This is a genomic window from Desulfitobacterium sp. (assembly GCF_034927245.1).
Lineage (GTDB): Bacteria > Bacillota > Desulfitobacteriia > Desulfitobacteriales > Desulfitobacteriaceae > Desulfitobacterium_A.
In genome coordinates this window covers 1-13,179 of record NZ_JAYFQK010000036.1, presented here as the reverse complement: position 1 = coordinate 13,179, position 13,179 = coordinate 1, and the positions used below count along the sequence as shown (strand labels likewise).

At 39.5% G+C, this 13,179-nt stretch carries 18 protein-coding genes; 16 read left to right on the top strand and 2 right to left on the bottom strand.

Annotated elements, in window-relative coordinates; all coding sequences use genetic code 11:
• On the top strand, positions 1–190 hold a 190-nt coding region (locus VB077_RS09080), incomplete at its 5' end, for an FAD-dependent oxidoreductase (RefSeq protein ID WP_323414907.1).
• A gap of 51 nt (positions 191–241) precedes the next feature.
• Here the strand turns inward: VB077_RS09080 and VB077_RS09075 are convergent.
• On the bottom strand, positions 242–1,270 hold the full coding sequence (locus tag VB077_RS09075; protein ID WP_323414906.1) for an AI-2E family transporter: 1,029 nt from the start codon (positions 1,268–1,270) through the stop codon (positions 242–244).
• Between the two features lie 122 nt (positions 1,271–1,392).
• Between VB077_RS09075 and dhaS the strand changes: the two genes are divergently transcribed.
• The gene (gene dhaS / locus VB077_RS09070; RefSeq protein WP_323414905.1) at positions 1,393–1,953 is read left to right on the top strand and encodes a dihydroxyacetone kinase transcriptional activator DhaS; all 561 of its coding nucleotides are present in this window, start codon (positions 1,393–1,395) and stop codon (positions 1,951–1,953) included.
• A gap of 134 nt (positions 1,954–2,087) precedes the next feature.
• On the opposite strand, the gene VB077_RS09065 is transcribed toward dhaS, so the two are convergent.
• Positions 2,088–3,128 carry a hypothetical protein gene (locus VB077_RS09065; RefSeq protein ID WP_323414904.1) on the bottom strand — a complete coding sequence of 347 codons (1,041 nt, stop codon included), beginning with the start codon at positions 3,126–3,128 and terminating at the stop codon, positions 2,088–2,090.
• Between the two features lie 189 nt (positions 3,129–3,317).
• Between VB077_RS09065 and VB077_RS09060 the strand changes: the two genes are divergently transcribed.
• The 14 genes from VB077_RS09060 to VB077_RS08995 all read left to right on the top strand — a co-directional run bounded on the left by VB077_RS09060 (position 3,318) and on the right by VB077_RS08995 (position 13,066).
• Positions 3,318–4,709: a radical SAM protein gene (locus tag VB077_RS09060; RefSeq protein WP_323414903.1), complete on the top strand. Its 1,392-nt coding sequence runs from the start codon at positions 3,318–3,320 to the stop codon at positions 4,707–4,709.
• Between the two features lie 172 nt (positions 4,710–4,881).
• The gene (locus VB077_RS09055; RefSeq protein ID WP_323414902.1) at positions 4,882–5,748 is read left to right on the top strand and encodes a DegV family protein; all 867 of its coding nucleotides are present in this window, start codon (positions 4,882–4,884) and stop codon (positions 5,746–5,748) included.
• 285 nt (positions 5,749–6,033) lie between these two features.
• Complete coding sequence (locus VB077_RS09050) at positions 6,034–6,558, top strand: tyrosine-type recombinase/integrase (RefSeq protein WP_323414901.1); 525 nt, start codon at positions 6,034–6,036, stop codon at positions 6,556–6,558.
• Positions 6,559–6,834: 276 nt separating this feature from the next.
• Entirely contained in the window at positions 6,835–7,116 is a 282-nt protein-coding gene (locus VB077_RS09045) for a hypothetical protein (protein WP_323414900.1), read from the top strand.
• A 662-nt stretch (positions 7,117–7,778) separates the two neighbouring features.
• Positions 7,779–8,381, top strand: a complete 603-nt coding sequence (locus VB077_RS09040) for a hypothetical protein (protein ID WP_323414899.1) — start codon at positions 7,779–7,781, stop codon at positions 8,379–8,381.
• Between the two features lie 113 nt (positions 8,382–8,494).
• Positions 8,495–8,668 (top strand): homocysteine S-methyltransferase family protein, encoded by a 174-nt coding sequence (locus VB077_RS09035; RefSeq protein WP_323414908.1) that lies wholly within the window; start codon positions 8,495–8,497, stop codon positions 8,666–8,668.
• Between the two features lie 221 nt (positions 8,669–8,889).
• On the top strand, positions 8,890–9,330 hold the full coding sequence (locus tag VB077_RS09030; protein ID WP_323414898.1) for a hypothetical protein: 441 nt from the start codon (positions 8,890–8,892) through the stop codon (positions 9,328–9,330).
• Between the two features lie 433 nt (positions 9,331–9,763).
• Positions 9,764–9,970: a sigma factor-like helix-turn-helix DNA-binding protein gene (locus tag VB077_RS09025; protein ID WP_323414897.1), complete on the top strand. Its 207-nt coding sequence runs from the start codon at positions 9,764–9,766 to the stop codon at positions 9,968–9,970.
• A 268-nt stretch (positions 9,971–10,238) separates the two neighbouring features.
• On the top strand, positions 10,239–10,349 hold the full coding sequence (locus VB077_RS09020; RefSeq protein WP_323414896.1) for a toxin-antitoxin system HicB family antitoxin: 111 nt from the start codon (positions 10,239–10,241) through the stop codon (positions 10,347–10,349).
• Between the two features lie 235 nt (positions 10,350–10,584).
• A complete protein-coding gene (locus tag VB077_RS09015) occupies positions 10,585–10,782 on the top strand; it encodes a hypothetical protein (RefSeq protein WP_323414895.1) in 198 nt (65 codons plus the stop codon).
• Between the two features lie 30 nt (positions 10,783–10,812).
• The gene (locus VB077_RS09010) at positions 10,813–10,962 is read left to right on the top strand and encodes a hypothetical protein (RefSeq protein ID WP_323414894.1); all 150 of its coding nucleotides are present in this window, start codon (positions 10,813–10,815) and stop codon (positions 10,960–10,962) included.
• Positions 10,963–11,111: 149 nt separating this feature from the next.
• Positions 11,112–11,477: a hypothetical protein gene (locus VB077_RS09005; protein WP_323414893.1), complete on the top strand. Its 366-nt coding sequence runs from the start codon at positions 11,112–11,114 to the stop codon at positions 11,475–11,477.
• 251 nt (positions 11,478–11,728) lie between these two features.
• Positions 11,729–12,523: a lipid II flippase Amj family protein gene (locus tag VB077_RS09000; RefSeq protein WP_323414892.1), complete on the top strand. Its 795-nt coding sequence runs from the start codon at positions 11,729–11,731 to the stop codon at positions 12,521–12,523.
• A 132-nt stretch (positions 12,524–12,655) separates the two neighbouring features.
• Positions 12,656–13,066, top strand: a complete 411-nt coding sequence (locus VB077_RS08995; protein WP_323414891.1) for a hypothetical protein — start codon at positions 12,656–12,658, stop codon at positions 13,064–13,066.
• Positions 13,067–13,179: the final 113 nt, after the last annotated feature.

Genomic DNA, 13,179 nt, shown 5'->3' with positions numbered 1-13,179 from the left:
GACATCCACAGAAGGCTTGGAACTGAACAAACGCGGCAATATTGTCGTTAATGAAGAGACAATGGAAACCTCAATCCCCGGCGTATTTGCCGGCGGTGACATTGTCACCGGTGCAGCAACGGTAATCCTGGCCATGGGCGCAGGAAAGAAAGCCGCTGCGGCAATGGATAATTATCTAAAGCAAAAATAATTTTGGGTTAACAATAGATCGTAATTTTTAAAAGCAAAACGCAGCCGACCCTTACGGTCTAAATGCGTTTTGCTTTTTATCGGAGTTAATAGTTTTTACATCGAGTAAATCCAATAAAAATATAAACATCGGCACCCCGAAGAGGAGTCCCCAAATCCCAAAGAAATGTTGGGAAATAATCAGGATAACAAAGGTGAGGAAAACCGGAAGTTTGGTTTTCACGCTCATGAGTTTAGGATTTAATACATAGGATTCCAGAGCATGAAGCACGATGATGAGTGCAAACACATAAATAACCTTGATAAATCCTCCGAGTTTATAGGCAATAATACTTAAAGGAATTAACGAGATAATGACCCCTGCCACAGGAATAAGCCCCAGCATAAATATCATAAAGCCTAGCCCCAAAACCTGGGGAAATCCCAAAATAAATAAAATAATAACGGATAACAATGAGTTGATAAGCGCAATCAGAATTTGCACTTGCATAACTTTCCCAAAGGAACCTAAAAAGGAGGCTCCAATTTTTCGATAAAATTTAATGGCAAAACCGATATGACTAGACTCAAGGTTACGAATAAATTCCAGTAAGGGTTCTTTTCCTAAAATAAAAAATAGGCTTAAGATTAAGGCAATAAAAGTGTCGAGGCTAAATGTCCAAACACTGCCAGCGGTTTGGAGAAGAAAACTCCCTCCACTTTTGACATATGATTCAATCGTTGACTGAACCATATTGACAATTCTGGGGTCAAATTCCCCCTGATAATTGATTTTGAAATTAATGAATTGGTTTCCGATGGTTATACATTGCTTTATTAAGACAGGAATGTATTTGAATAAGAAAAAGACAGCGGCAGTGATAATAACTAAAAATAATGTAACTGTAATTTCGGTTCGGTTGATATTCATACTTTTGATTTTATGAAAGATGAAATTCTGAAGACTATAAAGGATAAATGAAAAAATAAAGGTCAGTAAAAATAAATTCGCCATGTCTTTTAACAAGTAGGCAATCAGGATCAATATTCCGAATGATGCTATTTTTTTTAGTAAATCCTCATTTGTTATTTTTAAAAGCATTGATAACTTCCCCTCTAATAATTAATACAATGACAAGCTGCGGCAAAATACATTGTTCTCTAGGCATTATCATCATTTGCGATATATAATGTCATTATACAACAATATTGGGAGGGTTCGTTATGCCTCACGCAAATATAACGAAACGAATTCTTGCCGATTCCTTGAAGCAATTGATGGCGAAAGAAGCGTTTAGTAAAATTTGTGTCAGTGATATCGTCGAAAATTGCGGTTTTACAAGGCAAGCTTTCTATTATCATTTTAAGGATAAGTATGATCTGATGAATTGGATCTACTATACAGAGACGGCTTCCTTTATGAGCAATTATGATATGGCTAACCATTGGACGGATGGTTTGAAAGATTTATGCTATTATATGCAGGAAAATAAATCATTTTATATTAATGCCCTCAACACAACGGGGCAAAACTCTTTTCAGGAATATCTGTATGGTTACCTGCGCGATATTGCGATGTCTGTGATCGAGAGTAAAGGCAGGAGTTTTGAAGAAAAGTGGGAATTCACAGCCGAATTTATGGCGACCACAATTGTTGGATTGCTTGTACACTGGGCGAATGATGGTATGGAAGAAGATCCTGCAAAATATATTGCCCATATAAGAAGTATCTTTGATGGAAGCATGCTCCATGAACTTGAAGGTAAAGAGAATCACGAAAGCTAAAGCTATTATATACTAAAAGCATTCCTTTATGAGCAAGCTCCCTATACTAACAGAAAGTATAAGTTTTGGGCAGATAGCATAAGTGCAACTAAGGCTTCCGCCTGCGCTAAGGCTTGGCGCAAGCCAAGTTTTCTTTAGGAGTTTGGGCTGGCGGTTGGTTTTAAAATTTGAAATAGATTAGGAAAAGAGTTTGTCAGCGATTCTTTCGCCTTAATATACTCATTGCGAACTTTATGAATGGGGTTTTTCGGTATGTATCCATCTTTGGATAGGATCATTTTGCTGATATCCTCCATGTCGCGGAACCAATCCAGAGCAATTAAAGGTTGGCCGTTTTCCCCCCGTTCCTGGCATACGAAATGATAGGCAGCTTCTTTGTAGGCAGCCGGAACGCCATCCGCAGCGATATACACTCCAAATACACTGCCAAGTTCAATGGCGGTGCTAACATATTCGGGGGAGATCACTTTTCCGATGTTATCTTCGTTATAATATAAATGATAGCCGTAAAGGCAATGGTTTTGTTTTAAGACGCGAAAGGCGTGAGTCGTGTATTCCGAATTTAAATCATCATTAACGGAATGAACGGAAATCACAACATTATGAATTTTGCCGAGAGAATGAGCGGTTTTATCGATAATCAAGTGTGAAGGTAATTCAAAGGCAAAGAAGCATTCGTCAAATTGCTCGGCGATTTCGCAAAGCGTAAAAAGATCACTTTCTTGATGGATGCAGAAAATATAACTATAAACACCTAACTCTCGTCCTTCAGAGAGCAGCTTTTCCAACTGATGAAAATAGTCAGGGCCGGATTCCGCAATATCGAAAATAAGAAGCCAGGGGATCGCATAGTTCATCGACTCCCGCTTCTTTTTTATTTTATGGGCTCCATAGATCAGACTGCTGTATCCGAGATTTAAACCGACGCGTTTGATCGTTTCGGTATCCACATCCGCAAGTACCCTAGAGATAAGCGGGTAATAGGGGTTATTTCGATTGGAAATCACCTTTTTGGCAGTCGAAAAAAACCACTTTTGTTTTTCGCTTTTGGAAAAGAGCAGGCCCAAATCAACCAAGTTTCGCATACTGCGTTTTAAGTTGCACCTCATATCATCTATGGCTTTACTGATGGCTATATTAATCGTTTGGCGAACAAGTCGGTGTTGTAGTTCCATATTAATCACTCCTATCCATGCGACCCCATTATATAATACCCATCATCTTATTTCTATCGTGAAGGGGCGGGTGTTTGTTGACAAAAACGGAGAGTGTAAAGTTTTTTTACACTCTCCGTTTTTGTCTAATACCAAGAAAAAAAGAATGTGATACACTTCATTAAAAATAAGAAGATCGGAGGGAATATTATGAATGAGAAACTGAGTTCCGCGGGGTTAAAGATCGCCTATACCTATCTTGACTCAAATCCTGAAAAGAATATCCCGAAACTCATGGGGTGGGTTGATAAACTTGACAAAAATGGTGCATGGGTGGATCAGCGTCGAGCCGTCAGGGAAACCATTGAGAATAAGGACAATAACTGGTATCGGCTTATCCTTAGTTTGTGGGATGATATTGATCCCGAAGTAAGAAAAACCTTTTTTAATAACTTTATCATAAACAGCGCCTTTATCGGTTGGTCAAAACAGGAAAAATTAAGGAAAGAGAACGATTATAGTATACCGTGGGCCATCCTGATGGATCCGACTTCTGCCTGCAACCTTAAGTGTACCGGCTGTTGGGCGGCCGAGTACGGCAATCGGCTTTCGATGAGCTTGGAAACCTTGGATAGTATTGTGGAACAGGGTAAAGAATTAGGCGTTTATTTTTATCTGTTTTCCGGTGGCGAGCCCCTTGTCCGCAAAAAAGATATTCTGAAGCTCTGTGAAAAACATAAGGACTGTATGTTTGCGGCGTTTACGAATGGGACACTCATTGATGAGGAATTTGCGGATGAAATGCTGCGTGTTAAGAACTTCATACCGGCCATCAGTGTCGAGGGTTTTGAGGAAGCAACGGATTCAAGGCGCGGCAAAGGAACTTACCAAGCCGTTGTCCGTGCCATGGAAATATTGAAGAGGAAAAGACTTCCCTTTGGCATGTCCTGTTGCTATACCAGCCGGAATACAGAAGTCATCGGCAGCGAAGAATTTATCGATGATATGATTGCCAAGGGAGCTAAGTTTGCTTGGTTCTTTACCTATATGCCGGTAGGAGCCGATGCTGTACCGGATCTCATGGTCAGTGATGAGCAGCGTGCGTTTATGTATCGCCAGATCCGGAAATTCCGGGGAACAAAATCTATATTTACGCTTGATTTTTGGAACGACGGGGAATATGTCGAGGGTTGCCTGGCAGGCGGCAGAAGATATTTGCATATCAATGCAGCCGGGGATATGGAACCCTGTGCCTTTATCCATTATACAGACAGCAATATTTATAAAAAGACCTTAGTTGAAGCATTAAAGTCCCCCTTGTTTATGCAATACCATAAAAACCAACCGTTTAATGGCAACCATTTGCGTCCCTGTCCGCTGTTAGACAACCCGCATCGATTAGTTGAAATGGTTGATGCATCCGAAGCAAAATCCACCGATTTTATTGCACCTGAGGATGTTCATGGTTTGAGTGCGAAATGTGTTAAAGCTTCGGAAAAATGGGCGGTAACCGCAGATAAAATTTGGGAGGAAAAGCGTGGGTGCGGCGAATGCAATAATTCAACCCGAAAGGAGGAAAAATCTAAACTCGCAGCCGGGTAATATTAACTGAAAAATGCTGAAACAGCCGGAGGCAGTTCAAAGTCTTCGGTTGTTTTGGCCATTGGCAACAGCTCGTGTATATATTATTTTGGCGTGTTCCTCTTTGAAGAATTTTTAAGGACCTGGACCCGAGAAGCTAGGAACAAATATTATTATACGAGGAGTAACTGAAATGATTAAAATAACTGCGGATAGCACTTGTGACCTCTCTCCTGAGATTTTAAAGGCTATGGATATAACGTTGGTACCCCTCTCCATTATTATGAATGATAAGGATTTCCATGATGGAGTAGACATAACGCCCGCGTATATCTTTAACTCTGTTGAAAGACAAGAGACAGAATGTAAAACTGCAGCTGTGAATGTTTATGAATACGAGTGTTTGTTTAATGAGCTTTCTCCCCGATACGAGGCGGTCATTCATATCTGTCTTAGTTCGGGCTTTTCCACGTGTTACCAAAACGCAGTTTTAGCATCACGGAAGTTTGAAAATGTTTATGTCGTTGATTCGCGCAATCTTTCCAGCGGAAGCGGGCTTATCGTGCTTGATGCTGCTGAAATGGCCAGGGAGGGAAACGAGCCGGAGGAGATTTGCCGTAGCCTAGAAATGTCTGTACCTAAGGTTGATGCAAGTTTTGTAATTGACCGTCTGGATTATTTATATAAAGGCGGACGCTGTTCAGGACTTGAAGTCGTTGGAGCTAAATTGCTTCAGATAAAACCCTGCATCGAAGTTGTTGACGGTAAAATGAAGGTCGGGAAAAAATATAGAGGCAGTTTTGAGCATTGCCTTGAAAACTATGTAAAAGATAGGCTGATTAGCAGTGAAGATATTGATTATAGCAGGGTTTTTATTACACATCCCATGTGTTCTCCCGAAACCATTGCCAGAGTAAGAGAAACGATTTGTCGTTATGCTGATTTTGATGAGATCATTGAAACAAATGCGGGGTGTACAATATCGAGTCATTGCGGACCGAACACCCTTGGAATATTATTTAAGCGTAAGCACAGGAAACTGAAAGCTTGTGCATGCTGATGTTAACGAAAATGATAATGATAATGAGCAAAGTGCGGACTTTGGACCCGCTGTATATTAAACGCTATATATGGCGGTATGTAGAAATCGGCTGATCAAATAATGGTCAGCCGATTTCTTAATTAATACCCTAATTAGGGCTAAAGTTGTTTTACCCTGCAGGAAAAGAACTATTTATGGAGAAATAGGAATATACTGGGGTGATAAGGGGAGTGTGTTCTATTAAAGCCACCGATTCCCGAGATCGAAATTCCCGGTCCTAAAAGAGAGGAAAAGCTTCCTAACGTGCTTTGCAAAGAAGAAGTCCTTACTATTTTCCATGTTATCCAGAATGTTAAACATAAAGCCCTGCTAATGCTTGCTTATTCGGCAGGGCTTAGGGTCAGTGAACTTGTTTCTCTTCGTATACAAGATATTGATAGCAAGAGAATGCTCATTCATGTGATACAAGGGAAAGGAAGAAAGGATCGATATACAGTTCTCTCTCGATCTGCTCTTGAAGTGCTTAGACAGTATGCAAAGAAATTTAAGCTACAGGTTTGGTTATTTCCGGGGGAAGTAGAAGGGACTCATCTTTCGGAAAGAACGGCTCAGAAAGTATTTGCAGATGCATGCCAGAAAGCCGGAATTAAGAAGAATGTCTCTATACATTCACTTAGACACTCTTTTGCAACACACTTATTAGAAGCTGGAACAGATCTTAGATATATACAAGAGATTTTAGGACATAAAAGTTCCAAGACTACAGAAATATATACTCACGTTACACAAAAGGACATTCTCCGTATTAGAAGCCCGCTTGATCTTTAAGCGAAGTACAGCTATATAAAAATATTTGCGAAACAGGTTCGTATAATATACAAATGATTAAATTATTACGAAGTGCGGTAAAAAAACGTTACAGGAAACCATACGCAAAGGGCCGCGCGTCCATGCGCGGACGAAATGGGATTTGAAGTATTTCTTCGCAGTTTTAGGATAATACGAAGACTGCACCTGGCAAGGTGTACATATTTTCCGCTAACTAGAGGTTGCGCAATACCCATAAAATGATATTAATTATATCCAATAGTAAGGAGGTTGAAGGTGAGTTCTCAAGTTAAAAAAACTATAGGCTGGGTATCAGTTATAATATCAACAATAACTTTTATATTCTACCTTGAAGGTTTTATCTTCTATTCTTTTAAGGCAAATTACGGATTTCTATTGTCATTTTTTGTTGCACCAATAGGGCTAATTTTGGGCTACATCAGTAGAAATGAAGGTAGATTTGTTAAGTTTTTTGGGCTGTATGGGAATATTGTTTTTATTACATTCGGTTTTCTTTATTGGCCTATAGGAGACAGATTATTGTATTTAATAAAGTAATGTTGCAATGGTCCCATTTGTTCAAGTTTAAGACGGGGGGTCTAACCTTCATGAATTCTTATTTTGTGTAATAAGGTCATAACTGAGCGCTAAGGGGCCGCCGCCATGGCGGCCTCTGAATCATGGGGCGTACGGCTTTGCATAACAGCACCTTACCGCAATCTGAGGAAATATGAATGTAATATGCAGACTGCGAAAATCTTAGCCTTGAAACATATCATATCGCATACTAATAGCACGAGTTCGATGTCTATTTTCTTTCTCGTTATATACAAATCCGTTTTTCTCATAGAAAGAAGGTGTTTCTGGATTTTGCGTGATATCTGCAAGTTATTGGTGTTGCCATGAGTTTATCACTCCCTTTCTCAGGCAGGCGTGTATCTTTCTTTATATCCATATTGTACCGCCCTCTCAAATTGGCTTTAATAAAATAGTATTGCCGTCAGAAAAGGAAGTATTACCCAAAAGCAGAATATGTTAGATATATGCAAGCTCGGATATTGCAGATAACAGAGTGTTCCCGCAACTTTGAAAAGAGGGAGGCGGTTGGGGCGCTGCGGGAACACTCGGGACGTTATATGACATTCCGAATATCGGAGAAATATAATCAGGTCTCATTTTCTATCAGAGAGCTTTCTGGTCAAGAAATAGGGGAGGTTAACATGAAGAAATGGCTAATGACTTTGGCGATATTTCTTTTCAGCCTTATTTCGCTCATCACCCCAAAGAACGGCTATGCAACGAGTTGGATAAAACTCCCTGCCAAAGATGTAATTAGCACTGCGGATGTCATAGTACAAGGTAAATACGATTTATCAGGTTTTGAAGGGAAAATGGCCGATAGTAGAATATGGATACCATTCACGTTTAGGGTTGATCAGTACTACAAGGGCTCTGGCAGCAACACCATTGATACTGCTATTCAGCCATTTGATATGGGTTGGGTGAAAGGGTTCCAAGAGAAGAATGGATTATTTGTTCTTTTTTTAAAACGAGACGACCAAAATGGAGGACTACTTAGCCCGGTCGGTGGTCGAAATGGAATGGTTCAAATGTTGAACGGAACTATCCAAAATCAAAGTTCTGAAGATACGGCCACATTCAATGAATTTCTAGGAAGGCATGTGCCAGTCACACCGACTCCATCTCTAGGCAATTCGGTTCATCGTACGTTCACCCGGTATTGGTTAGTTCTGGGATTGGTATTGGTTTTAGGAGTTTTGTTATTAGTCCGATGGCTGTTGATAAAACGGAGGTCTTCATAAACATAAATTCTAAGCTTCGGAACATCACATCGGGCAGTATGTCCTAATTATTTAGGTATTTCCGACGGGGGCATCGTCTAACAGAGTATTCCCGACATTACCTTTGTCACGGCATTTGCAGTCCGGGGCAGAGTGCTAAGGGGCAACAAACTACAGATACATGTAGTTTTGCAACAGATATGCTAAAGTTGCAGCAAAACTTTAGTCTTAAGATTTTTGGCGGTTGCTGTGGTACAAATAATACACACATACGCGAAACTGCGCGAAGGCTGAAAAGAACAATTTAATCTAAATTAATTCAAATTAATGAGATAATATAAAGGAAAAAAGGTGTTAGTCAGCTGAGCGTGCGCAGGTCCAGGGGGCGTACGACATTGTATAACCCAGTATTTGCAACAACACTGGCAAAGATGGATGTGGTTGGGACGCGTCCCGAATATCCACAATGCACGTGAAAGATAGCATGATTAAAGAAAAACTTTCGGGTCAGGGGGGAGGAGGTAGCCCGATGAAGGTAAGAAGCATATTTATCGTGTTGATAATTGGAGCAGTTGTTGTCGCACTCGCTGCTTGCAGTCGAGAAACAGTGGAAATTACAAAATATGTTGATGTATACGATACTGTAAAAGAGACATTCCTAACTGACAAAGGATTTAGCGATGAACTGTCCAAACATATTACTAGGGAAGTTTTCGACAAAACTAACATCTATAACGCTTATCCCGTTAATTCTCCCGAGTACAACAAACCGTTTAATTTCGATTTTAGTCTTGAGGAAATCTCCCAGAAAAAGGATGGTTCCCTGATTCGTGTAGAAATGATTTATTCAGTTAAAATAACTGATTCCAAAAACAAAACCATAGGTGGTTCAAAGGATCTACCGATAACCTTCATGGTAAAAACCATGGACACCGGGTGGATCATTATTAACAAAGAAGAACCGGCTTAATACATATCTCTAAGTCGGTATGGTTGTACAAAGGCAGAAATGAGATTTGCATATCCCCGAGTGAATTTGGAATTGGCAAGTGTAGGAGATATTTTATTAATCGCAGGTTCTGAGGAAAGCCTAAAGTCCTTTCAAGATACTAAAGGGACTTTTCTAGTAGATTCCGTTGATCACCTTCAGTCAAGTGGGGCAAAGATTGTAAGGGGCCCTAATGGGGTACCTACTGGTAAAAATATGACGGTAAAACACCCGGACGGTACAATATTTGAGTATGTACAACATTCAAAACCATAAGCTGATCTAAGGTTTTAAGATAGTCTTTACCGCAGCATCGGATAACAACGTATTCCCAACATTTTGCCAAGATGCAAGTGGTTGGGACGCGTTGGGAACACCTGTTGAAACCATGAGGACCGGTAAGGGGATGATTGGTTTGTTCAGTAGTGAAGAAGTTCTTCTTGCTATAAAACAATGCCTAAGTAATGAGGAAGCTGAGATCATCAAAGCCCGCTTCGGACTCGATAACGGTATTACCCTAACCTTAGCTGAAATTGAGTCAAGGTTCGGAATCTCCCGGAGTAATTATCATGAGATTGAAAAAAGAATGTTAAACTATTTACGAACACACCCGATACCTTAGAAATACCAATATGCAATGATATTCCGTCGAAGGGCTAGAGAGTTTGTAATTAACCTCATTAAAACTGATTGTCATTCGGCAACCTTGATTTTTCGTAGACACTTTGCCAAGATGAATGCAGTATGGCGCATTAGGAATATCTGGACGTTATATGCAATGCTACAGGACGCCGCGCGTCCATGTGCGGATTAAAATAGATTTGCTCAATAGTTATTGTTTTGGTAGGAGAAAGAAGTTCGGAGGAGGCATGAAATGAAACGAAGTTAGGATGCCCAAATTATTACATCGTACTCTTTCACAAATGGCTAAAGATGAAAACGTAAGTTTGAATCAGTTGATAATTCATCAATTATCTAAAGGAATTGGGTACAGATTATAAGATAGCCGACTTCATATAACAGAGGGTTTGCGACATCGGGGAATACATCTTGGGTATTAATCCGACGTCGCAAACCCTCTGTTATATGACATTCGAGCAAAAAAATATTTTTTTGCTCGTTGTATTTTTGAGATAATTTTTCCGGGTTAAATAACGATTAAGTAAAGACTAAATCTTAAAACAAGCTTTATTTGATGACAAAGAGTCGGTTTCCCAGATAAGGAAGGCACAGCCGATGTTTACGAGGGACGAGGTTATAGAAGCCATGGAACAATGTCTAAGTGAAAAAGAGGGGGAGATTCTTTCGGCAAGGTGGGGTGTGGATAATGGTATACCCCTCAAAGTCGAAGAATTGAAGGAAAGCTATGGAATAACAATCAAGCAAATGCGAGATATAGAGAAAAGAGTTTCCCAATATATAAGATATCGATAAATCATCAGTCTCTGGCAAAGGAGAATACAAATGTATACGCATGAACAAGTTGTGGACACTATCGAAATCCGTTTAAATAAAAGTGAGCGGGAAATTATTATGATTAGGTTTGGAATATCAAGAGAACAAGTTCGTGAAATCGAAAAGAAAGCGCTCACTTATATAAGGGAACATTGTTAATATCATGAACAATAATCTTCTTGGGTGGAATGCATGGCTCGAACGTCATATAACAATGTGTTCCCGTAATTTTGCCAATATTAATGCGGTATGGCGCTACGGGAACACGAAAACGTCATGTGAAACCGTACTGTAGGGAGGGATAAAAAGTGAAAAGAATACTGGGGCTAGTTTTAATGGTCGTAGTATTAATCTCGGGTTGTGGATCAAGCACCGGTGAAAAAGCGAGTAAGAACTTATCAAATTTGTCTCCTACCGAAGTAGTTAAAGCTTATTACAACAGTATTGCTTCTAAAGATTATTCGACAGCTAAAAATTGCTTATCGGATAAACTTGTTCAGCAGTATGTTGACTCTCCTTACTCGGGCTTGAATAATATCAAGAAATTAACAGATCTGAAAGTTCACTCTGCGGCTCCCATCAAACTTTATGGGAAGAATTTTGATGAGGTTCAGGTCACAGCTGAATATGTAGCAGAATATAAGGAGGAAAAGGCGCTTGTCAACGGAAAGTAGTTTATGTTTATTTATGTAGCTCAAAAGGAAAAAGATTCTCCTTGGAAGATTATTGGTATTGGGACAGGACCCTAATGGCGGTGCGGTAAAAACTTAATGAAAAACTTGTGTAGTCTAATGAGAGAACAGCTTCACATAACAAGAATTCCCCGCAGCTAGTAGATGAGGCATGTGGTTAGGACGCTGCGGGAATTCCTAAACGTTAGATAAAATTGTCATATCGGAGAAAGGATAGTGGGGCGGTGGAGGCAATGAAAAGCATTTTGTTGGAATTAATGATTTTAACGTTTATTATCCATCTTATTGATACCCTTTCCTATTCAGTTAGACTCAACTCGGTCAAAAGCGGACAGTTCGCTTTGTCATTTTCTTTATTTAACCTGTTTGTACTTGTTTCTCGAACAGCTAATATGTTTCAAGCCCCCCTAATTGGATGGATCATTGGGGAAAGCCTTTCAACGGGAATTGACCCAATTAACGACATACGTAAGGTGATTTTTGCTTCGACGACAGGAACATTATTTGGAATTTTGTTAATCCCAACATTTCTGAGAATATTTGAGGTTGCCGTAAAACGGTTAGAGACAACTGGATCGGTTCCATTGTTAGTAGTAGAAGCTCTACAAATAAATAATGTTAAGCGAATATTAAAAAGAGCCACCCGACCTAATAAAACAATGTTAGAAAGACTTAGATATCGAGAAATCCCTAAGAGACTGCTTATTATAAATTCATTGGTAACAGGGATTTATACAGTAGGAGTTCTTGCGGCTAACTACTCAGCATTATTAGTAGCTGAACAGTACAGAATCGCGGCAGTAGGTTCATCGGGGATGATTAATGGGCTTGCTACAATTTTACTAACACTATTTATTGACCCAAAGTCCGCAGTAATAACCGATCAAGTGTTAAGGGGAGATAGACCATATGGTGATGTGAAGGCCCTAGTAATTTTGCTCATTGCCTCTAAACTGATTGGTACGGTGCTGGGTCAAGTGATATTCTTACCGGCAGCAAAGATTATTGCCAGTTTCTATGGGGCTTGACGACTTCATCTAACAAATGTTTACGATACTTTGTCAATATGAAAGCGGGTTGGTGCGCGTCGCAAACACGCAAAACGTTATGTGCAATAACTGGGTCATATAATAATCGAGACAGATTGGGGATGAATTTTAATGTGGAGACGAAAAGCTTTTTCTGTCGCTATAAGCCTATTAGCATTATCATTATTAATCTTTTCTATTTATCAATATCGAGAAATATCCAACTTACAAAAAAGGATAGGGACAATGTACTATACAGATATTAAACAGTTATCCTTTCATATTAGGAACTTTGATCTTGCACAGTATGATGATCCTCAAGAGCTAGCAGAGTTATCCACCAGGTATAACGGTTATTATACGTTAGCAGGTTCTATCCCTGTTGCATCTGGTTTTGAAGGGTACTTTCATGTTATAAGTAATGCTTCAAAAAAACTGACCGAAACCGAAAGCGATTCGGAACGAGAAAAATTGAAAGAGGATATAAATAAAGCAATAGAAAGAATTAATCATTCTATGATTTCACTGCAAAAACCCCATTAACCTGACCGTCATAAGAAGGATATTTATCTCTCAATGTTGAATTATTAAGCATAAAGAAGTAATTGATTGAACGATTGAGATAAATCGGTTTCTTGGGGGTATTTGAAGATGTT